The following is a 20,863-nucleotide window of genomic DNA, read 5'->3' on the forward strand; positions in this document are numbered from 1 at the left end:
TTATCTCTCAACACTTCCAGTATATCCAAGCTTGCTACTTCATCCGGCATAAGCCATGATAAAGCTATTGAAGAATCTAAAACAAAAGAGACCATTTTTTACTTTTTACCCTCATTTCTGTAATTTAGCCACACTTCTAAATCCGATGGTTGTAAATTAATTTCTTTTGCAAGTTTCCGAAGTCTAAGAGCTGCAATATTTGCAATCTCAATATTATTATGAGAATCAATAGGAACAATTTTTGCAGCAGCTTTACCTCTTTTAGTAATTAAAATTTCTTCGCCTTTACTAGCACGGTCTAATAACTTAGAAAAATGTGTTTTAGCATCAAAGGCTGTAATTGCGTTTTTCATATAATTAACTAGTTAATTATAACATATTTTAAATTCAAATGTCAAAAACTTTAATGCCTACAACCGCTACCGTGAATATGTGGAGGATGGAGTTTGATATGCTTTAGCATCTTTTTAAGGAGTGTATCACGCTTAAGTTTTGATACATAATCTAAGAAAGTTTTGCCGTTTAAATAATCTATTTCATGCTGAATTACAGTTGCTAAAAAGCCTTCTGCTTCTAGCTCTTGTTTATTACCGTTATAATCAAGATATTTTACCTTAATTGCTTTTGATCGTGTAATAGATGCTTCAATGCCTGGAAATGATAAAGAACCCTCAATAAAAGTTTGTTTTTCTTCCGAAAAATAAGTTATTTCCGGGTTAATAAAAACTATAGGCGATGATTTATTATTTTCGTGTAGGTCAACTACCGCTATACGCTTTAATATTCCTACCATATTAGTACCCAAGCCCACTGCCCTTTCTATATGTAAAGTCTGAAGCATTTTGTCGACAATAGTACGAATATTATCATCAATAATGTCTATATATTCTGCTTGTTTTTTAAAAATATCGTTTGGTGCATAAACTATTTGATAGTAATGTTTCTCTTGATTCATTAATATACTCCGGATAAATGAAGAGTTATTTAGCAATGCCGTTATTTAATTACGATAGCTGATAATATATTCTGATTATAAGGTTCTTGCAAATGATATGAGCGTCTTTTACTTGGGTATTTTAATGGATTTGTATAAGTATCTTCACCGATATTTTTTATATCTTTAACACCGGCTTCTTTAAGCTTTGACTCTACAAAGCTAGGTAAATCAAACATATAATGATTTTCTTTTATCGAGTTTATAAAAAACTGTTTATTGTTAATATCTTTACTTAAGAAAGCTTTATAATATTCATCATCAACCTCATATGAACTTTGAGCTATAGCAGGGCCTATAATTACTATTAAATTCTTTGCTCCTTTTTCTATCATTTTAGTAACTATATTATTAATAATATTATTTATACTTCCTTTCCAACCCGCATGTGCCGCTCCGATTATTTTACCGTCGCCGCTTGCAAGTAATACCGGCACACAATCTGCCGATTGTACCGCTAATACTAAATTTTTCTTAGTTGTAATGCTTCCATCTGCTTCAGGTACTGCTATTATGGACTCATCAGCATTAACAATTTGATTGCTATGTACTTGGTTTAAAATTAAAATATCTTGTGCTTTAAAATAAGTAGTAATAGATTTTTTGTTTTCAACTATTTCTGTTTCATTTATAGAGTTATTTTTTTTTATATATCTATATCTATGACTTGAATTATTGAATGTTTTATCAAAAATTTTATAATAAACTGATCCGTTTATTAATCCTTCCATGAAAATACCCCATATTAATTATAATAGTTTTATTAATAATTTATCCGGTCGTTTACAAAAAAATAAACAGCTAGAAAAAATAATAGCACAATTTCATCAAGACTATAACCTAATCCCTATTATCGGCGTAGAAATAGAGTTTTATTTAAGTCACAATATTGATATAGATAAATTTGAAATACTTTCAAGAAAATACTTAGCTAGATTTAAAATTTCTAAAATAAAAGAAGAAAAAGGCAATAATCAATTTGAAATAGATCTTCCTCCTTCTGTAAACCTAATACAATATATAAAAAATATATTAGAGGTTAAAACTATTTTAAAAAAAATGGCACAGCAGTTAAACGGTTATATAGATTTTTCTCCTAAGCCGTTTTTGGATGATTATGGTAATAGTATGCATTTTCATATTAATTTTAATTCCGAGTTTAATGATTATTATATAATTTTAGCAGCACAAGGGCTATGTCACTATATGTTAGACACCCTACTCGCTTTTATGCCAACTACTCTAGATTATTCACGGATAAATAAAAAATTTATGGCTCCTACGCATATATCATACGGTGGAAATAATAGAAGCGTAGCCGTACGAATTCCGAATTCTTTTCCCAAACGTTTAGAACATCGCTTATCTTCTCCTGAAACCGATCCGTATATAGCAATTTTTACTATTTTAAAATCAATATTGTTGGCTTTAAAATCTCCAAGTTCGCTCCAAAAAATAGAAAAGATTTACGGGAACGCTTTCGATCCACAATATAATTTAACTCCATTACCTACATCATCTCAGGATAGCTTTATGTTATTTAAACCGGAGTTTTTTTAATAATTTGTATTTTGTTCGTAAAACCTAAAAACTAAAAAATAATTGTTTTTTTACAACTAAAATAAAGATTGATATAAAGTTTTAAATATAAAACTGCCGAAATTGTTTCAATTAATTATTTTATTTTTGTAAAACTAAATACTTATGAAGTGCTTTAAGCCGCACTTCACTCTATATTTTCATAATTTTTCATTAGATAATTAAATTCCGCACCATAGATAAATATCATATTTATAATATAGAAGAATATTAATGTAACTATTATACTACCAAGGGAACCATACATTAGATTTAGTTGATTATAATAGACTATATATGTTGAAAGCAAATAGCCGCTTATTACCCATAATATCACAGTTAATAAAGCCCCTGGAAATACATCGATAAAATTTAGTTTTACATTAGGTAATATATAATACAAAGATGAGGCACCTAAAAATAATAAAATTAAAATTAAAGAATATCTTATAAAATTTAAAATGATCTTATATTTTTCAATGGTCTCTAATATTATCGGAATTTTTGTAAATAATATTGGAATTACCACTAAAAGAAACATAGTAAAGGTAATCAAGGCACTAATTATAAGAAACTGTATAATACTAAGTAATCTTCTTCTTATATAAGGGGGGGGAGATTTTATTTGATATACACGATTTAAAATAGTCCTTAAACATTCTACAAAAGAAGAAGCAGTCCAAATACTGCCTACTATGGCAAGATTCATTAAACTTTGAGGAGGAGCACTTAGTAATTCTCGTATTCTCTTTTCTATTGATTCCGTTGCTTGTTCCGGAAGACTTTCTAGAAAAATTTGTATAAAATTTTGACCAAGTTCTGAAGCTCCTAAAAAGCTTGTTAAAGCTAATAAGAATACTAGGAAAGGGAAAATAGATAAAAGTATCATGAATGACATATATCCCGAATGTTCAACGCCATCATCTTCTATTGTTCTAAATAAGGCTACGTAAAGACAATTAAAAATTTTTCTCATTATAAAAGCTAAGTTGTTATTATTAATTTTATATTTAACCTTAAATAAGTTCGCTGTAAATAATTAATTTATAATTAAAATGAAACTATATATTATCCTTGATTTGAAATATTAATATAGAAATGAAATTTTTCCTTGCATTAATTTTATATTTTTCTATAATACGCCAAAATTTTATTTTTTTATAATGTAATTTATAGGACTGTTAACAAAATAATTTTAAAGTTCTTATAATATTTTTATTTGATAAGAAATAATTTTGTACGATTCTTTAATAATTATTTACCAAATGATTACAAAAAACTTAAAAAATGCTATTTTATAGTTGCTTATAATATTAATTTATGGTATTATTTCTACTTAAGGTTCGATAAATTTAATGGTATAAAATTATTGATAACCACATGTTTTATAATGTTCAAAGAAAATTTTTAAATATAGACATAATTAGTAACCAAGGAGAAGATAATGGGTAGAAAAAACGATATTATACAAAAAATCGATAGTTTTATCGGTAAGAAAATTTATTCTTTAAGACTCGCTAAGGGGTTGTCTCGTCAACAACTTGCTGAAGTAATTGATGTTACTCATCAACAATTACAAAAATACGAAAAAGCAATTAATAGAATTTCTGTAGGAAGGCTAGTACTAATCGCAGAAGCTTTAGATAGGAATATTGATTATTTCTTTGAAGGTTTAGAAGAAGCTAATAAACCGCAGCCTGTACATACTCAACATCAACGTATGTGTATTGAAGTTTCAAGAAATTTTATGAAAATTAATAGTACGGAAGAACAACAAGCCGTTAATAATCTAGTAAAATGTTTAGCCGGAAAAGATAAGCTAAAAGCTAGCTCGTAAAATATTTAATTTATGCTTTTGTGACCCTCATTATAGGGAACAAGCTTCGACCAAATAGTCCCTATAATTATTTCCTAGCTAAAAGCAGCTTTGTGGCACTCTCTCAATGTCATTCCCGCAAAAGCGGGAATCTAGAAAAAGCAACCTTAATTGATAAAATAACCATATAAAAAACATGCTTCCTGCTTTCGCAGAAAGGTATTGTTGTGTGGACCACAAACGCATTCGGTGTCATACCGTGGACAAGCCACGGGATTGACAGAGGTAAAACCAATCCACGTAACAATGCTTCGTAGGAATGACATTGCTTGCCCTTATAACATACAGAATATAAGTCTTGATCAGCGTGGTGGAAAGGAAGACTCTCTTTTAATAGGAAGAGATTTACTTAAACTTTCCATCTGTATGCTATTTTTTGCATTCATTAATGCTTCCATAATTTTTACATTGTCTTTTATATTAACTTTATCCGGTTTTACTATCATTTTAGCTTTTTCAATATCCGGGTTATTCCTATCTATAGGTTCTAATTTAGACTTTCCTGATGCCACTCTTACATTTTGTATTTCACTTTTACGATCTTTATCTTGGAAAGCCGCTCCTCGTTCTTCTCCCTCTTTCTTTAATAAATCATCTATAATTTGTAAACGAACGTCTTTAGACAAATTTTCTTTATTATCAATTAAACTAGATTTAATAAAAGTTAGTTTTTCTTCTATAGAAGGTTTTTCATTAAATTTTTTATTTACTTCATTAATTTTTTGTTCTGATTCAGCTCTTTTTTCTTCAGCAGTTTTAAAGCCGCTACTTGAGGAAAGAGTATTCCTCATATTATTAGCTATATCACGTACATAGCTAGATACATCACTTAATATACTGGAAATTTTTTTCATAACTTCTTCTTCTGAGACTTCACGTTTTTCAGGATGAGCATCTAAAACAGGGGTAATAACATTTTTTAATGTATCTGTTACTCCCTTTGCCGCTCCATATAGATCAGGCTTGTTTTCTAAATCTTTATTTAAATTTTGAGTTTCTCTATCTAAAGCTGCCTCACTCGCTGCATCTTTAAGAGCTTGTTTATCTTCCGGTATAGCAGTACTCTTATCAATCCTTCTAGAAACAGCTTTAGTCATTTCAGGATTTGCTTTGCCTTCATAAATACCCTCTACTAACCCCTTAGTCATTAGCTCTCTATCAGGTAAATCAGTCTTACTTTCTGCAATACCTTTTTCCGCTGATGCCATAATAAGTGCTTTATCAGGTAAGGATAAAGAGGTGTCACTATGAGTAGCTATAGTCTCACCTATCCCTTTAACAATCTCTGCTTTGTCTTTAGCTTCAAGCGAGCTTCCTGCAACTGTGTTAGTAATTCCTTCAATTATTTCACTTTTTACCTCTACTTTAGCCGGACTATCTAAAACATTAGACGTAATGGCTTGTATGTTTGTTGTTTTTAATTCAGTATTACTTAGAGGATTAAACAAAATATCATTTACTTTTTTTATTGTATCTTTTTTAGTTTGTTCTGCTGTAATCTTATCTAAATTCTGCTGCATCAATTGTTGTTGTTCTGAACTGAGAACTTGGTCTTCTACACCTTTCTTTAATACAGAACCTAATAATTTTTGTTTTTCTGCATTGCTTAATTCAGAGGCATTAACCTTATCATCTACTGCTATAAGCATTGTCCCTTTATCTTCAGTAGAAAGGTTACTTTTTATTACAGTATCCGTAATACCGTCAATTGCCGCAGCTCTACTTGTATCATCTTTAAGACTTAAACCGACATCTACTGCCTTTTCTAACATCTGCTGTTTTTGCTTCGGTTCAAGATTCTCTGAATTTAAAGCTATAGCTACTGTAACTTCAAACATTTTTGATTTTTCTAGGTCTGGAGTATTCTGATCATTTTTTATGGTTTCTAATACCGCATTTACTCCAGCTACTTTTGTGTCCGGTGTGAGGTCATTATTATTGATTGTATTTTCAGCTAAAGCAATGATATTAACCTGCTTTATATCACTTTTCTCATTATTAAGAATTGCCATGGCTGCTTCGTTAATTAAATCAATTTGTTTATTACCGTCTTTTTCTTTTGTTAAACCTGCATTTACATAATTTAATAAATCTTGCATGCTGCCTGATAAAGCTGTAGCTGCATTAAGGAGGTTTGGATTCATTTGTTGCGGCTGTGGCATTTGTGAAGTATCAGGTTGCGTTGGCTGGTTGGCAGGAGTAATTGGCGGTACTTGTGTAGTAGTAGGCGTTTCAATAGATGATTTTAATTCTTGATTCGGAGTTATTATTGGTTGTGGTATTTCCTGAGATCGACCTTGTACCTTTGTTAAATCTTCAGCTATAGTTTGTGATAAATCAACGCTCTGCCCTTGGTTTAGTTTTACCTCTTGCATCATTTCTTGATATTTACCGTGTGTTACCGCAAGTGTATAAATTTCTCCGCCATGCTCAATATAAGCTACCGCATCCGGTCCGTCTCCGGCAAATTTTAAAGGTTTCGGCGAGCTTATTTCTTTAAGTTGAGGTTTACCGTTTGGTCCCTCTTCATAGTGAGCGGTAAAATATACGGCTTTATCTTTAGATGGTTTTGTGCCATCGGCTTTTAATGCTACCATTGATAGATGCATTGACCCATCGGCTTTATCAAGTTTTATAGGAAAATCTATTTCTCTATATGAATTGATTTGAACCTGAGTACCGTCTTGTTTAGCTACAGTAAAAGGCTTAGTTTTAACAGTTGTTTCATTTAAGGTACAGAGTTCATCGCCTGCATCATTTCTAACTACCGTGGCTCTAAGATCTCTTGCACTTATTTGGTTTTCCCACTGTACCGGCTTAAATCCACCCTGATATCCATTAGCGGCACTATATGTTGAGAGAACATTTTTATAGCCGGTTATTTCTATTGATTCTAATTTCTTTTTAAGTTCAGGATTTTCTAAAGCCTTATCAATAAATTCTCTATTAGCCAGATTACCGAAAAAAGCACTTAATGTTTTATCTTTTTCTTTTTCCTCTTCTATTTCTTTTCTTTTTTGTTCAGCTAAATCACGGTCTGCAAGAGCTGCTAGGTCTTTTAATATTTGTTCTGCTATCTCATCTTTTTGTGGTTGTATAATTGTTTCTCTTACAGCCTTGGTTATTGGGTCTGATGTCTGACCATCAGGGGAAATACTGCCCGATAAGCTACTGATTGAAGGAGTAGATTGAGTAGAAGATGCAGGAGTAAAGCTAAAACCATCATCAGCTGTATCTAGTGTAGGTTGAGCAGGAGCAGCTTGTTCTTGTTTTTTTTCATCTATATCGGACTCATATCCTTCATCATTTTCATATCCAGTATTATCTTTACTCATAAAACCTCTAATTTAACCAAAAATTAATTAGCACAAATTTTCTGCTGTCACCCCATGGCTTGACCACGGGGTCCAGCTTAAAATACTAGAATTAATTAGTATTTTAAACTGTTGTCCGGATCACGTGGTCAAGCCACGGGATGACACATTAATTCACAGCTTGTGTTATACTGTCAAAGATAGTATATAGAGATTTTAGTAATATCAAGAAAAAACTGATATTATTATTGAGAAAATTTAATAGAATTTTTATATTCTTTATTGAGTTCTTTAGTTGTCCAAAGCCAAGTTAAGCAAGTAATTATAAATATAATCATTAAACAGATGGAAATAGATTGATAACTAGCGGAAGGTAATATTATAAATACCAATGATTGTAAAAATGCACTGCCTGATTTACCGAGCTTTGTACCTATTATGTCGGCAGCAGCTTTTCCTTTTATTTTTATTTCCGGATCTAAAGGAACATAGGCCATTTCTTTTGTTGAATCAAATAAGGTATATTTGCTTGATTTACTAAGCACATTTTGAATAGCACCTATTGTTATAGCAATTAAAGTAGGATCGGTTAGAATAAAATTTGCTATTATTAAGCCGGCAAATCCTTCAAAGTTATTAACAGCAAAAAATAATATACCGGTAATAAAAACTATTAAAGGTGTGATAACAGCCGCCGTAAACCAGCCAAGTCTTCTAACTATATTTGAACCAAGTACGACAAATAAAATAGTAAATACTCCGGTGTAGCTCAAATAACTTCCTATAAAAGCTGCATATTCGGTTGGAGTTTTATAAATTTTAGTAGCTGCTGCTTTCCAAGGACCTTCTACTAAATTAATGGCAATGCCATAGCAGATAAGTAAAGTTGCAATTAATCTAATATGCCTTGACGATAGAATCATCTGAAAACTTTCGGCAATAGTCATAGATTTTTTCGTTGCTTTAAATTTGAGTAACGCCATATGCTCTTTATCTAGTACTTTATGATTAAGCAGCCAAAAAGTTTTAATAGCTATTATGCCTAAAATTAGTACTATAGTTAGAATAATTTGTATAGAAAGTGTATGAAAAGACGATTGCAATGCAAATTTATTAGTTACGTAATCATTAATATTACTTAGATTTTCTAAAAACTGCCCTGCTAAATAAATACCTGTTTGACTAAGTAGACCGAATAACGGATAAAATCTTTTAGATTCTTCCACTGTAGTAATGTTATTAACAAACTGCCAAAAAAGTAATGCAAAAACTACGTTTGGCCATAATTCAGCAATTATATAAAATAGTGAAAAACTCCATTTTGATAAAAGCAATATAAACCATTTTAAATTAGGTAAATTTGCCGTTAAATTTTGAACGGTTACAGGGCTTAAATGCAGTATTTCATGATTTGGAAAAATAACATAAGCAAATAGTGCAAAGAATGCCAAAAAAATTGATATGATAAGATAAAATATATTTTCTGCTTTCATCTTATTAACAAGTTTTACATAGATAGCAATCATTAAGAAGGCTGACGGCATCACTCCCCAAAACTTCAAAAATGAGATAGTCTCGGCACCTATCATAGTAGTAACAATACTATCTTTTAAAGCTCTGATTAGATTTTGGATAAATAAAATACAGAACATTAATAAGTTGATGAATAAAAATTTAGAAACTTCGTGACGTTTTATAGGCCAGATATAATCGGTAAGTTTGGAAAAACGGCTATTGATTTTAGAGGGAGGACTTTCTATATTACTGGAGTTAATCGTCATTATTTGGTCTAACCTATATCTTGCTATTGGCTAGAAATATTAAAGATTTTCTAAACTTAAGTCAAGGATATACTCGTTTAATTTGAGGTATTAACTAAAAAGAGTTAATATCGTCATTGCGAGCGAACTTTAGTTCATGTGGCAATCCAGGAAAATTAATAAAAAATGCTAATTTTAGCATTTTTTTACTGGATTGCTTCGTCGATTACATCGTAATTCTTCTCGCAAGGCATTGTTGCGTGGACTGGTAAAATCCACTGTGTCACCCCGTGGCTTGACCACGTGGTCCGTAAAAATAATAAACAAATACTAATAATTTTAGTATTTTAACTGGATCACGTGGTCAAGCCACGGTATGACAGAGGTGAAATTGATCCACGCAACAATATCTTCTCGCAATGACGAAAAAATTTTAAGTTATCAACCCTTTATTTTATGGAAGTATATTAATGAATAGTTATTGGTTAAATATTTATAAACCAAGAGGTATAAGTTCTGCTAAACTGGTTAGCATGGTAAAAAAAATACTTGGTAAAGAAGTTAAGGTAGGACATGCCGGTACTTTAGATGTTGAAGCGGAAGGGATACTACCCCTTGCCGTAGCTGAAGCTACAAAGCTAATACAGCTGCTAATTGATGCTAGAAAAACCTATATTTTTACCGTAAAATTCAGAACGAAAACCGATAGCGGCGATTATGCCGGCACCATAATAGCAACGAAAGATTATATCCCTTCTCAAGAAGAGGCTTATGCCGTATGTTCTAAATTTATCGGTAACGTAACACAAATACCGTCGGCTTTTTCTGCTCTTAAAGTTAACGGTGTAAGAGCTTATAAATTGGCTAGAGAGGGGAAAGAAGTAGAATTAAAGCCAAGAAATATAACTATTTATAATCTAAAATGTTTAAATTTTGATGAGAAAAATGCTACCGCTACATACTATACGGAATGCTCAAAAGGTACTTATATAAGGACTTTAGCAGAAGATTTGGCATTGTCCTTGCAAAGTTTAGGATTTGTGATAGAATTACGCCGTACTCAGGTTGGAATATTTAAAGAAAAAAATGCTATCCAAATTAAATCACCTGACGAAATTACCAAAAATTTCCTAGAGGAAAAAAGCATAAAGATAGAAGCAATACTGGACGACATCCTGGTTCTTGATGCAACTGACAGCCAAGCACAGCAAATTAAATACGGACAGAAATGTTTATTTAATTATGAAAAAGAAATTAGTCTTTTATGGGTTCGCTATAAAGGCACTCTGCTTGCAATAGGTAGCTTAAACAAGAGTTGCTTTAATTCTTTACGAGTATTTAATTTAACATAAGACTTCTTTTAAAACTGGGAGTCTATATATTTAAGGAGAAATTATCGATGTCGATTACACAAGAACGTAAACAAAAATTAATTAAAGAATATGCTATAACGGAAAATGATACCGGTTCAAGTGCGGTGCAATGTGCTATCTTAACTGAAAGAATCAACAATTTAACCGAGCATTTTAAATCTAACCATAAAGATCATACTTCAAGACGTGGATTATTAATTTTAGTCGGACGCCGTCGTAGATTACTTAACTATATTAAAAAGAATAATGTTAGCGAATATTTAGATTTAATAAGTAAGCTAGGAATTAGAAAGATTAAGTAGTACAAATGTCATACTACGACTGTCATTCCGTGGCTTGAACACGGGATCTTGTGCCACAGATTGCGTCCTGAGATCCTGTGGTCAAGCCACGGGATGACACTTTGAATACAATATAAATTATGAAATGAGATAAATAGATGTTTAACGAAATAACTAAGAGTGTTACATGGAACGGGAAAGTTCTTGAGCTTAGTACAGGTAAGATAGCAAGGCAAGCTGACGGAGCAGTTACGGTAAAAATGGGTAATTCCGTTTTATTATGTACAGCAGTAGTAGCTAAAAAAGCAAAAGAAGGTATCGGCTTTTTTCCTTTAACGATTAATTATAGAGAAATGGCATATGCTGCCGGTAAAATCCCCGCAGGATTTTTTAAACGTGAGGGAAAAGCATCAGATAGAGAAGTTTTAGTATCTCGTTTAATAGATAGACCGATTAGACCGTTATTTCATCCGGCTTTTGTGAATGAAACGCATGTAACTTGCAGTGTTCTTTCATATGATCCTGAAACTCCGGTAGATATACTTTCAATTATTGGTGCATCGGCTGCCCTTAGCCTATCCCCTGCTCCTTATCTAGAAATAGTTGCTGCAAGTAAAGTCGGTTTAATCAATGGTGAATTTGTTTTAAATCCGACACTTGAATTATTAAAAACAAGTCAGCTTGATTTAGTAGTTGCAGGAACATCAGATTCAGTAATGATGGTTGAATCGGAAGCTCATTTACTCGCTGAAGAACAAATGTTAGAAGCCGTAAAATTTGGATTTGAAAGCTTCCAGCCGGTAATAAAGATAATTAAAGAACTAGCAGAAGAAGCTAAAAAACCAAAGCTTGAAATGCAAGATTTATATCCTGCCTCATTAAAGAAAGAAATTGAGAAGTTATTTGTAAAAGAAATTGAACAAGCTTTTGCGATTAAATCTAAACAGGAACGTAGTACTAATTTAGATTTAATACCTGAAAAAGTTCTTACACATTTTGTAAGCGACATAGAAAATAAAAAATATAGTAATTATCAAATCGAATCGGCTTTAAAATCTATTGAATCAGATATATTACGTAACGAGATTTTAGAAAAAAATAGACGTATAGATGGAAGAAGTACCACGGATATAAGACAAATTGCTTGTGAAATAGGTTTATTACCTTCTGCACACGGTTCAGCTTTATTTACTAGAGGTGAGACGCAAAGTTTAGTTAGCACTACATTCGGTACTAGTTTAGATGAGCAGATAGTTGACAGTTTAGAGGGTGAGTATAAAGAGCGTTTTATGCTTAATTATATCTTTCCGCCCTACTCTGTAAATGAAGCAATGCCGATGAGAGCACCTAGTCGTCGTGAAGTCGGACACGGTAAACTCGCATGGCGTGCTATTAATCCAATATTACCTAATAAAATACAATTTCCTTATTCTATTAGAGTAGTTGCTGAAACTACGGAGTCTAACGGTTCTTCTTCAATGGCAACTGTTTGCGGTAGTTCTCTTGCTTTAATGTATGCCGGCGTACCGATAAAAGCACCGGTTGCGGGTATTGCTATGGGGCTTGTTAAGGAAAGCAAAAAATTTGCGGTATTATCCGACATTCTTGGAGATGAAGATTATTTCGGTGATATGGACTTTAAGGTTGCAGGAACTAGTGAAGGTATTACTGCATTACAAATGGATATCAAAATATCCGGAGTAGATTTTAAAATAATGAAAGTAGCTTTAGAGCAAGCACGACTCGGTCGTTTGCATATACTTGAGCAAATGAATAAAGTTATTAGTAAACCAAATAGCGAACTAAGTGAAAATGCTCCTTCTACTACTACTATAAAAATAGATAAGGATAAAATTAGAGATATTATAGGACCGGGCGGTAAAGTAATAAAGGAAATTTGTGAAACTAGCGGTGCTAAAATAGATATAAGCGATGACGGCAGCGTTTCTGTTTATGCTTCAGATAGAGATAAGCTAAAAGTCGCTTTAGATAAAATTAAAGCTATTGCCGTTGAACCTGAAATCGGTGAAATATTTAACGGTACAGTAATGAAAGTCCTAGATTCCGGTGCTTTTATTAATTATTTAGGTAATAAAGACGGCTTTGTTCATATTAGTGAAATTTCAGAAGAAAGAATAGAAACGGTTAGCAGTGTTTTAAAACAAGGCGATATAGTAAAAGTTAAGCTGATAGGCTTTGATAATAAAGGCAAAGCAAAACTAACTATTAAAAATGCCGATAAGGATAAATCTTCAAATAATCCAAAGCCAAAAAATAATGTTAATAATGCTAAGGAAAATTCAGAACCTGAGCGACGTGATTCTAGTAAAAAACGGGCTTGGAATGAAGATAATAATGCTGAAACTGCTGAAGTAATTACAGAACGTAAGTATTTTAATTGATGTTGTCATAGTATATCCGGTGTCATACCGCGACTTGATCGCGGTATCTAATAATATTTAAATGGATACCGCGATCAAGTCGCGGTATGACAGTAAATAAATGAACCACACAAATAATTACCAAATCATCGCAAAGAGGGTTATTTCTAGTGAAGCAAGTGCTTTAGAAAAATTATCTGAAAATATCCCTGAAGACTTTAACAGAATTATAGAATTTTTACTATCTTTCAAAGGACGGATAATCCTAACCGGCATAGGCAAAAGCGGTTATATTGCAAGAAAAATAGCTGCTAGCTTTTCTTCAACCGGTATGCCTGCTTTTTATTTACATCCGGCAGAGGCAAGTCACGGCGATTTAGGTATGGTGACCAGAAATGATCTAGTAATTATGCTATCTAATTCCGGTGAAACTAAAGAGCTATTTAATATAATTGAATATTGTAAGAACTCTTCCATAAAAATTGCTGCAATGACAATGAATAAAAATTCCACTTTAGCTAAAAGAAGCGATTTTTTATTAATAGTACCTGAATATCCGGAAGCTTCTGTAATTGGAGCTCCTACTATATCATCTTTAATAATGTTATCACTAGGTGATGCTTTAATGACTGTTATACATGAAAAACGAGGCTTTACTAAAGATGATTTTAAAATTTATCATCCGGGAGGTACAATCGGTGCTAATTTAACAAAAATTAAAAACCTAATGCGTAGCGGTGATGAAATACCTTTAGTATATGAAGATACTTCCTTTGCCGAAACTATAATTATTATGAATAAAAAACGTTTAGGTTGTACACTTGTCACGGATAAAAACCAAAATTTGATAGGTATTATAACCGACGGGGATTTACGTCGTCATATTAACGATCAAATTCACTTAAAAACAGCATCAAGCATTATGACCAAAAACCCTATTCATATCTCATCGGAAATATTTGCAAAAGAGGCTTTAAATTTAATGAAAGCCAAGAATATCACTAATATACCGATTGTTGATGATAATATTATCATAGGCATTATTCATATTCATGATTTACTACGCATGGGAGTTAGCTGAAATCTATGCCCTCTTCTTATAAACGGCGAAAAAAAATTTGGAAATCTGTATATCTTTTAATAATAGTTGGAATTTTGTATATAGGATATATATTAATTAAAAGCGGTTATATTAATGAAGGAAATGATATTAACGTTACAAAAAAAAGTTTAAAAGATACTAAAAATTTTGATTTAAAATATAATATTATATTGAAAGATTCAATTTTTGAAGGAGTAAATAAAAATTTAAATGCGTATAAAATTAAAACTGAGCGAGCTATAAAAGAGTCGGATAACAAATATAAACTAGATATAATAAATGCTATTTATAACGTAAATCAAGACCAAACTCTTATTATCAATGCGAAAGAAGGCTTTTTAGATGAAGAATCAAACATATTAGATTTAAAAAACGATGTAAAACTTTTTTTTGATGAGATCATATTTAACACTAACGATGCAAGGATTGATTTAGTAAATAAGAATATAACCGGCAACTCCTCTGCTAAATTACTTTATAAAAACTCTTCAGTTACTTCAGATAGTTTTAATACGAAAGATGAAAATAATATTATAATTTTTAAAGGCAATGTCTCTACAATCATCGATTTATCGGATTATTAAACTTGTAGTATTTCTTACTGTTAGTATATCTATGTATGCTAATGATAAAAATATTTCAAATTTACATATAACATCTGATACTTTAATTATTGATAGAATTAAACAAAAAGCAGAATATCTTGGAAATGTTGTTGTTTACTTCGATAATGCGATACTTAGAACAAAAGAATTATATATTTTTTATAAAACAATAGATGATAAACAAACTATTGATTATATAGTTATTCCGATCAAATTGACTGTAGAAAGAAAAATAAATAATGAATTATTACTTGCAGATAGTGCTAAATATTTTTTTGATGACAAACAACTTATTTTACTTGGTAATGTAATATTACAGCGTGATGATAATGTCTTAAAAACTAATAAACTAATCTATTATGTAGATCTTGTTAAGAAATAGCTTTATGGATTAAAAAATCATCTTTATGTCATTCCTGCGAAAGCAGGAATCCAAATAATAATAAAATAAATTATAAAAGCTTCTATAACCTTTAAAATTTTTTCTAGATTCCTGCTTTCGCAGGAATGCCATAAAGAGCAACAAACAAAAAATAAAAAAGATGGACAGCTTACAAGTTAAAAATATATCAAAATCCTACAAAAAAAGGAATATATTAACTGATATATCTCTGAATATAAAACAAGGAGAGATAGTTGGTTTATTCGGTCCGAACGGAGCCGGTAAAACAACTTGTTTTAACATTATTATCGGTTTAATGAAACCGGACTCAGGGCAATTACTTTTAAACGATATAAATATTACCAACCTACCTATTTATTTACGAGCAAGGCTTGGAATCGGCTATCTTCTTCAAGAACCTTCAATTTTTCGGGGATTATCGGTTGAGGATAATATTAAGGCTGTAGTTGAGATATCTGAAAATGATAAGGAAGTAATTGAACAAAAAACCCATAATTTGCTAGAGAAATTTTCGATAGTTCATTTAAAAGATTTATCCGCTGCTAGCTTATCAGGCGGTGAAAGGCGTAGGCTTGAGATTGCACGTTCACTTGCAATAGAGCCTAAATTTATCATGCTTGATGAACCGCTTGTCGGTATTGACCCGCTTGCTATTTCCGATATCAAAAATCTAATTACTTATTTACGTGAGTTTAATATAGGCATATTAATTACCGACCATAACGTACGTGATACTCTAGGTATAGTCGACCGTGCTTATGTTATTTTTGAAGGTAAAGTATTATTAGAAGGAAGTGCTAAGGAAATAGCAAACAGCAAGAAAGTTAAGAAAGTGTATTTAGGTGAAAGCTTTAGTTTTTAGACTATGTATCATCCCGTGCTAGGTTGTCACCCCGTGGCTTGGCCACGGGGTCCATAAAAACAGCTTATGATATTAATATTTTTAACTGGATCCCGCGATTAAGTCGCGGGATGACAAAGCAACGTACTAGATTCCTGCTTTTAGCTAGGAATGACATAAAGGGTTTTTTATGCAAATTAACAAAGAAATTTTTAGAGCTTATGATATAAGAGGCAATAGCCTTAAGGATTTAACAGAAGAAGTAGCTTATAAAATCGGCTTTTGTTTTGCTGAGATGAGTATAACAAAGGATAACAACAAAATCTGTGTTGGTTTAGACAGTCGGCTCAGCTCCCCTACCCTTTGTAAAGCCTTAGAATTAGGATTAACTGAGGCAGGGGCTGAAATCATAAATATTGGCGTAGTTCCGACTCCCGTACTATATTTTGTCGATAAACAATTTATGCCTGCCGGTAGTATTATGGTTACGGGATCGCATAACCCTCGTGACGATAACGGCTTTAAAATACTACAAAACGGTAAATCTTTTTTCGGTGATCAGATACAGGATTTACTAATGAGGGTTTTGGATAATCATGTCATTCCTGCACCCCCTTGTGTCATTCCCGCAAAAGCAGGAATCCAGATTAATACAAGTGGATACATGGATTCCCGCTTTTGCGGGAATGACACAAGGGGGTGCAGGAATGACATAGAGTACAGCAATACAATCCAATCTAAATATCTAAAAAATATTTTAGACGGAATAAGCATTAATCCAAAATTAAAAGTCACTTGGGACTCCGGTAACGGAGCAACGGGTAATATTATTGAAGAGCTAAAAGGCAGTTTAACTAATGAAAATATAATCATAAATAGTAAGATTGACGGGAATTTTCCAAGCCATCACCCTGACCCTACCAACCCTGCTAATTTACAAGAGCTAATTAAATTAGTTAAAGAACAAAATTGTGACCTTGGTATAGCTTTTGACGGTGACGGTGATAGAATCGGTATTGTAAGCGGAAGCGGTAAGATATTATTCGGTGATCAAATTTTATGTATATTTGCTGAGGATATTTTAAAAGAAAATCCAAACGCAACCATAATAGTCGATGTAAAAGCCAGTCAGTTAATAGTTGATAGAATTAGGTCATTTGGCGGGAATCCTATAATATGGCGAACCGGTCATCCTTTTATTAAAAGCAAAATGCTTGAGACAAAAGCTTTACTTGCCGGTGAAATGAGTGGGCATATATTCTTTGCCGATAAATATTTTGGCTTTGATGATGCAATTTATGCAGCCCTTAGATTTTTAGATTTACTTAGCAAATCGGATAAAACGCTAGATGAGATAATAGAAGATTTACCGAAAAGCTATAGTACACCGGAAATTAAAATTTCCGTCCCTTCACAACTAAAGCTAAAAATTATAGAAGAAATAAAGCAAAAATTACTTGATGACAAAATAGAATTTAATGATATTGACGGTGTGCGGGTAAATACTGAGCATGGCTGGTGGTTATTACGTAGCTCTAATACCGAATCTATTATAGTTGCAAGAGCTGAATCAGCAAGTAAAGAAGGTTTAGAGGAAATAATAACTATAATTAACAAATATCTTGAGAAATACGGGTTATTAATTAAGCATTGCTAACTAAAGAGAGATGTGTCATACCGTGGCTTGTCCACGGTATCCAGAAAAATAACTAAAAATATCAATATTATTTTATATATTTTTCTCACATTAATTAATATAAGGAAAAATAATATGTCAAAAATCTCATATCAAATAGACTACGTCAATATATCAGCTGATACTGATAATAAATTAGTTACAGTAATGCCAACAGGTGCAGGTGCAAATACATTGAATATTAACATTAACAACAAGGCACCATTAGTAATAAACTGTAACGACCTTGAGCCTACTGATAATCCTCTCGTTTTTCAACTTAACAGTGACGTAGCAGCATCTAATGGCTTACGTAGCTTAATTGTTGACTATACTGATATAAAAAACATTTTTGAGGGTTTAACTATTAGTTATGATGAAAAACTTGGTACAAGAACATTTAGTGAGCCGGCAGATAGTATCAATAATACTCCGACTTTAGGAAATACTCCTATTGATGAAACTGAAAACGTTTAATTGTACGATGTCATTTCTACGAGGTGTTGTTACATTATGTCATTCCCGCGTAGGCGGGAATCCAGTAAAACTGACAAAAAACTTGTTTTTTTAGGTTTATTTTGTCAATATTAAGACTATTTTTTTGGATTTCTGCGATCAACGGAATGACATCGGAATTTAAACAAGTGACAAAGAAAGAAATAATTATATTATGCGGGCCGACTGCTAGCGGAAAGTCTTATTTAGGGCATGAATTTGCCAAAGCTTATAATGGAGGAGAGATAGTAAACATTGATTCAATGCAGGTTTATAAAGAAATCCCTATTATTACCGCCTCCCCTCCGAAAAGCTATACAGCTGAAGTTACTTACCATTTATATAATTTTCTATCAATTAAGGAAGATTCCTCAGTAATAAAATATTTAAAACTTGCGACAGAAAAAATAAAAGAAATAACTGCTAGGGGCAAGCTACCTATATTAATAGGAGGAACGGGATTATATATCAATTCTCTAGTTTTGGGCTATAATAACATCCCTGATATATCTGATGATTTACGAGAACAAGTAAGAAACTTACATGCTAAAATAGGTAATATAGAATTATGGAATAAATTAGAGGAGCTTGACCCGCTTGCTGCTTCTAAAATAAACCAAAATGATACTCAGCGTTTAATTAGAGCTTATGAAGTATTCTTGCAAACCGGTAAATCTATTTTTTCCTTTCAAACTTTACCAAAAGAACAAATCTTATCTGATTTTAATTTCAAAATTATCTTCTTAAATCCTGAACGAAAATTTTTATATAAAACATGCAATGAGCGTTTACAAAAAATATTTAAAGAAGGAGCAATTGACGAAATCGCTTCTATAAAAAAACAATTTGCTCCTAAGGATTATATGAATTTAAAAGCTGTAGGGATAAAAGAAATTTTAGCTTATTTAGCCGGTAACCTCACTTTAGAGGAAGCTTTAAGTGCAGCTCAAATACGAACCCGCCATTATGCTAAAAGACAAGTTACTTGGTTTAAAAATCAGATAGAAGAAAAAATCACCTTAGAATATTCTAACCAAGAAGAGTTTGCACAAATATTAAATATTACTATAACTGGAGCAAAATAAAAATGATACGCTGTCATCCCGTGATTTATTCTATAGTACTGGACATTTTTCGTTCCATATCATTCCCGCGTATGCGGGAATCCAGTAAAGTAAAGCTTTTTTTAAAAGCTTTACTTTAAAAAAACTATGTAATAAAAAATCTTTAAAAGCCCTGGATTCCGTGGTCGTAGCCACGGAATGACAAATTAATAATATCTCTTTTTTGCTATATATAGTTTATCTATTTATTTCTTCTTTCTTTTTATTATTAGAAATAGGAGTAATGGAAAGTGTATTTGTTTTAGATCCTACAATATTAATCTTACTATTTAAATTTGAGACGATGTTTTGTGCTTCTTTTAATACATCAGCCGGAACTTTATTTTCTAATTCTACAGGTACCTTATCAGATTTAAAATAACCAACTCCCGCTTTAACGACATTTGGTATTTGTTTTATAATATTCAGCGTTTGACCTTCTTTCCAAACTAAACTACCTATACTAGTAGCGACATTAATATATTTTTTATTTTCAATATTTTCTAAGATTTGAACCAGCTTATCCGGTTGATTGAGCATAGGTGTTAGTATATTATGGAAGTGTTGAGAGATAAGGAATTAAGCAGAGAATTACAGGAAGGATATTTTTTTTGGAAAAATTTGTGTTTAAATTTAAGATAAATTTTGGTCAGTATATACAAAATTAGTAGAAATTTTGTTACTATCTATGCGTTATCTATGATAATATTAGCTATCCGTTAAAACGGTTAATCGTTTCAAATTAAAACATATAGCCTTCATAAATTCAGAGAATTGAATTTTGACAATACCAATATATCTGACACGTTTATTATCTTGTGAAAATACTCTTTCAAAAGGTGCTCTAATTTTTGTATAATATTTATCAAGGTCAAAATTCTTATCTTGCATGTTATTTTTCTTTACAGCACAAAGATGCACTCCTTTCCTAGTGGCTGTATCTTTGACAGGCTTTGTACAATATGCTTTATCTACATATGTAGCACCGGAGTGTGGCATAACATGTTTAAAACCTTTGCTATCAGTAACATTTGCAGTGGTAACTGCAACCTTATTAATCATCCCTGATTGAATATCAACGC

At 31.8% G+C, this 20,863-nt stretch carries 22 protein-coding genes and 1 pseudogene; 13 read left to right on the forward strand and 10 right to left on the reverse strand.

Annotated features, from left to right (window positions below; genetic code table 11):
* Window positions 1-98 precede the first annotated feature (98 nt).
* Genes SB78_RS03585 through pgeF form a run of 3 tightly spaced genes read right to left on the reverse strand, consistent with a single transcriptional unit; the run spans window position 99 to window position 1,725 of the window.
* A complete protein-coding gene (locus SB78_RS03585; protein WP_011271061.1) occupies window positions 99-353 on the reverse strand; it encodes a type II toxin-antitoxin system Phd/YefM family antitoxin in 255 nt (84 codons plus the stop codon).
* 50 nt (window positions 354-403) lie between these two features.
* Window positions 404-955: a peptide deformylase gene (gene def / locus SB78_RS03590; RefSeq protein ID WP_041078739.1), complete on the reverse strand. Its 552-nt coding sequence runs from the start codon at window positions 953-955 to the stop codon at window positions 404-406.
* 41 nt (window positions 956-996) lie between these two features.
* Window positions 997-1,725, reverse strand: coding sequence for a peptidoglycan editing factor PgeF (gene pgeF, locus SB78_RS03595; RefSeq protein ID WP_041078741.1), 729 nt, complete (start codon window positions 1,723-1,725; stop codon window positions 997-999).
* On the opposite strand from pgeF, the gene SB78_RS03600 reads away from it, so the two are divergent.
* A complete protein-coding gene (locus tag SB78_RS03600) occupies window positions 1,724-2,554 on the forward strand; it encodes a type I glutamate--ammonia ligase (RefSeq protein WP_041078743.1) in 831 nt (276 codons plus the stop codon). The genes pgeF and SB78_RS03600 overlap by 2 nt on opposite strands.
* Window positions 2,555-2,720: 166 nt before the next feature.
* Here SB78_RS03600 and SB78_RS03605 read toward each other — a convergent pair whose 3' ends face one another.
* Complete coding sequence (locus SB78_RS03605; RefSeq protein ID WP_011271057.1) at window positions 2,721-3,548, reverse strand: YihY/virulence factor BrkB family protein; 828 nt, start codon at window positions 3,546-3,548, stop codon at window positions 2,721-2,723.
* A 468-nt stretch (window positions 3,549-4,016) separates the two neighbouring features.
* Between SB78_RS03605 and SB78_RS03610 the strand changes: the two genes are divergently transcribed.
* The gene (locus SB78_RS03610) at window positions 4,017-4,409 is read left to right on the forward strand and encodes a helix-turn-helix domain-containing protein (protein WP_014412731.1); all 393 of its coding nucleotides are present in this window, start codon (window positions 4,017-4,019) and stop codon (window positions 4,407-4,409) included.
* 109 nt (window positions 4,410-4,518) lie between these two features.
* On the opposite strand, the gene SB78_RS09670 is transcribed toward SB78_RS03610, so the two are convergent.
* From SB78_RS09670 to tlc4, 3 genes are all read right to left on the reverse strand, one after another.
* Window positions 4,519-4,695 (reverse strand): hypothetical protein, encoded by a 177-nt coding sequence (locus tag SB78_RS09670; RefSeq protein WP_158510097.1) that lies wholly within the window; start codon window positions 4,693-4,695, stop codon window positions 4,519-4,521.
* Window positions 4,696-4,750: 55 nt separating this feature from the next.
* Window positions 4,751-7,783, reverse strand: coding sequence for a Sca4 family spreading effector (locus SB78_RS03615; RefSeq protein WP_041078747.1), 3,033 nt, complete (start codon window positions 7,781-7,783; stop codon window positions 4,751-4,753).
* Window positions 7,784-8,007: 224 nt separating this feature from the next.
* Complete coding sequence (gene tlc4, locus SB78_RS03620; protein WP_041078749.1) at window positions 8,008-9,543, reverse strand: NTP/NDP exchange transporter Tlc4; 1,536 nt, start codon at window positions 9,541-9,543, stop codon at window positions 8,008-8,010.
* A 449-nt stretch (window positions 9,544-9,992) separates the two neighbouring features.
* On the opposite strand from tlc4, the gene truB reads away from it, so the two are divergent.
* From truB to SB78_RS03650, 6 genes are all read left to right on the forward strand, one after another.
* Window positions 9,993-10,874: a tRNA pseudouridine(55) synthase TruB gene (gene truB / locus SB78_RS03625; protein WP_041078751.1), complete on the forward strand. Its 882-nt coding sequence runs from the start codon at window positions 9,993-9,995 to the stop codon at window positions 10,872-10,874.
* Between the two features lie 47 nt (window positions 10,875-10,921).
* Window positions 10,922-11,197, forward strand: a complete 276-nt coding sequence (rpsO, locus tag SB78_RS03630) for a 30S ribosomal protein S15 (protein WP_041078753.1) — start codon at window positions 10,922-10,924, stop codon at window positions 11,195-11,197.
* A 137-nt stretch (window positions 11,198-11,334) separates the two neighbouring features.
* A complete protein-coding gene (gene pnp, locus SB78_RS03635; protein ID WP_041078754.1) occupies window positions 11,335-13,578 on the forward strand; it encodes a polyribonucleotide nucleotidyltransferase in 2,244 nt (747 codons plus the stop codon).
* A 100-nt stretch (window positions 13,579-13,678) separates the two neighbouring features.
* Window positions 13,679-14,638 (forward strand): KpsF/GutQ family sugar-phosphate isomerase, encoded by a 960-nt coding sequence (locus SB78_RS03640; protein ID WP_041078755.1) that lies wholly within the window; start codon window positions 13,679-13,681, stop codon window positions 14,636-14,638.
* A gap of 5 nt (window positions 14,639-14,643) precedes the next feature.
* Window positions 14,644-15,243, forward strand: coding sequence for an LPS export ABC transporter periplasmic protein LptC (gene lptC / locus SB78_RS03645; protein ID WP_041078756.1), 600 nt, complete (start codon window positions 14,644-14,646; stop codon window positions 15,241-15,243).
* Window positions 15,209-15,646 carry an LptA/OstA family protein gene (locus SB78_RS03650; protein WP_041078757.1) on the forward strand — a complete coding sequence of 146 codons (438 nt, stop codon included), beginning with the start codon at window positions 15,209-15,211 and terminating at the stop codon, window positions 15,644-15,646. Before lptC ends, SB78_RS03650 begins: the two co-directional genes overlap by 35 nt.
* A 9-nt stretch (window positions 15,647-15,655) precedes the next feature.
* Here SB78_RS03650 and SB78_RS11475 read toward each other — a convergent pair whose 3' ends face one another.
* Window positions 15,656-15,778 carry a hypothetical protein gene (locus SB78_RS11475; protein ID WP_277813955.1) on the reverse strand — a complete coding sequence of 41 codons (123 nt, stop codon included), beginning with the start codon at window positions 15,776-15,778 and terminating at the stop codon, window positions 15,656-15,658.
* 28 nt (window positions 15,779-15,806) lie between these two features.
* Between SB78_RS11475 and lptB the strand changes: the two genes are divergently transcribed.
* The 5 genes from lptB (at window position 15,807) to miaA (ending at window position 19,763) form a co-directional block, all read left to right on the forward strand.
* A complete protein-coding gene (gene lptB, locus SB78_RS03655) occupies window positions 15,807-16,529 on the forward strand; it encodes an LPS export ABC transporter ATP-binding protein (RefSeq protein ID WP_041078758.1) in 723 nt (240 codons plus the stop codon).
* A 23-nt stretch (window positions 16,530-16,552) separates the two neighbouring features.
* Window positions 16,553-16,738 carry a hypothetical protein gene (locus tag SB78_RS10060; RefSeq protein ID WP_199402746.1) on the forward strand — a complete coding sequence of 62 codons (186 nt, stop codon included), beginning with the start codon at window positions 16,553-16,555 and terminating at the stop codon, window positions 16,736-16,738.
* Entirely contained in the window at window positions 16,699-18,165 is a 1,467-nt protein-coding gene (locus SB78_RS03660) for a phosphomannomutase/phosphoglucomutase (protein ID WP_041078759.1), read from the forward strand. The genes SB78_RS10060 and SB78_RS03660 overlap by 40 nt, the downstream gene beginning before the upstream one ends.
* A 12-nt stretch (window positions 18,166-18,177) precedes the next feature.
* The gene (locus SB78_RS03665) at window positions 18,178-18,660 is read left to right on the forward strand and encodes a hypothetical protein (protein ID WP_241773713.1); all 483 of its coding nucleotides are present in this window, start codon (window positions 18,178-18,180) and stop codon (window positions 18,658-18,660) included.
* A 167-nt stretch (window positions 18,661-18,827) separates the two neighbouring features.
* A complete protein-coding gene (miaA, locus tag SB78_RS03670) occupies window positions 18,828-19,763 on the forward strand; it encodes a tRNA (adenosine(37)-N6)-dimethylallyltransferase MiaA (RefSeq protein WP_041078763.1) in 936 nt (311 codons plus the stop codon).
* Window positions 19,764-19,979: 216 nt separating this feature from the next.
* Here miaA and SB78_RS03675 read toward each other — a convergent pair.
* Together SB78_RS03675 and SB78_RS03680 are read right to left on the reverse strand one after the other, a co-directional pair.
* Window positions 19,980-20,336, reverse strand: a pseudogene (locus SB78_RS03675) (hypothetical protein); the annotation flags it as partial.
* Window positions 20,337-20,489: 153 nt separating this feature from the next.
* On the reverse strand, window positions 20,490-20,863 hold a 374-nt coding region (locus SB78_RS03680), incomplete at its 5' end, for a transposase (protein ID WP_041078762.1).

The organism is Rickettsia asembonensis (genome assembly GCF_000828125.2).
GTDB lineage: Bacteria > Pseudomonadota > Alphaproteobacteria > Rickettsiales > Rickettsiaceae > Rickettsia > Rickettsia asembonensis.

Bases quoted from the DNA above. Each gene is read 5' to 3' on its own strand.
- SB78_RS03585 (WP_011271061.1), bottom strand. From the start codon at position 353: ATGAAAAACGCAATTACAGCCTTTGATGCTAAAACACATTTTTCTAAG.
- def (WP_041078739.1), bottom strand. From the start codon at position 955: ATGAATCAAGAGAAACATTACTATCAAATAGTTTATGCACCAAACGAT.
- SB78_RS03600 (WP_041078743.1), top strand. From the start codon at position 1,724: ATGAAAATACCCCATATTAATTATAATAGTTTTATTAATAATTTATCC.
- pgeF (WP_041078741.1), bottom strand. From the start codon at position 1,725: ATGGAAGGATTAATAAACGGATCAGTTTATTATAAAATTTTTGATAAA.
- SB78_RS03605 (WP_011271057.1), bottom strand. From the start codon at position 3,548: ATGAGAAAAATTTTTAATTGTCTTTACGTAGCCTTATTTAGAACAATA.
- SB78_RS03610 (WP_014412731.1), top strand. From the start codon at position 4,017: ATGGGTAGAAAAAACGATATTATACAAAAAATCGATAGTTTTATCGGT.
- SB78_RS03615 (WP_041078747.1), bottom strand. From the start codon at position 7,783: ATGAGTAAAGATAATACTGGATATGAAAATGATGAAGGATATGAGTCC.
- tlc4 (WP_041078749.1), bottom strand. From the start codon at position 9,543: ATGACGATTAACTCCAGTAATATAGAAAGTCCTCCCTCTAAAATCAAT.
- truB (WP_041078751.1), top strand. From the start codon at position 9,993: ATGAATAGTTATTGGTTAAATATTTATAAACCAAGAGGTATAAGTTCT.
- rpsO (WP_041078753.1), top strand. From the start codon at position 10,922: ATGTCGATTACACAAGAACGTAAACAAAAATTAATTAAAGAATATGCT.
- pnp (WP_041078754.1), top strand. From the start codon at position 11,335: ATGTTTAACGAAATAACTAAGAGTGTTACATGGAACGGGAAAGTTCTT.
- SB78_RS03640 (WP_041078755.1), top strand. From the start codon at position 13,679: ATGAACCACACAAATAATTACCAAATCATCGCAAAGAGGGTTATTTCT.
- lptC (WP_041078756.1), top strand. From the start codon at position 14,644: ATGCCCTCTTCTTATAAACGGCGAAAAAAAATTTGGAAATCTGTATAT.
- SB78_RS03650 (WP_041078757.1), top strand. From the start codon at position 15,209: ATGTCTCTACAATCATCGATTTATCGGATTATTAAACTTGTAGTATTT.
- SB78_RS11475 (WP_277813955.1), bottom strand. From the start codon at position 15,778: ATGGCATTCCTGCGAAAGCAGGAATCTAGAAAAAATTTTAAAGGTTAT.
- lptB (WP_041078758.1), top strand. From the start codon at position 15,807: ATGGACAGCTTACAAGTTAAAAATATATCAAAATCCTACAAAAAAAGG.
- SB78_RS03660 (WP_041078759.1), top strand. From the start codon at position 16,699: ATGCAAATTAACAAAGAAATTTTTAGAGCTTATGATATAAGAGGCAAT.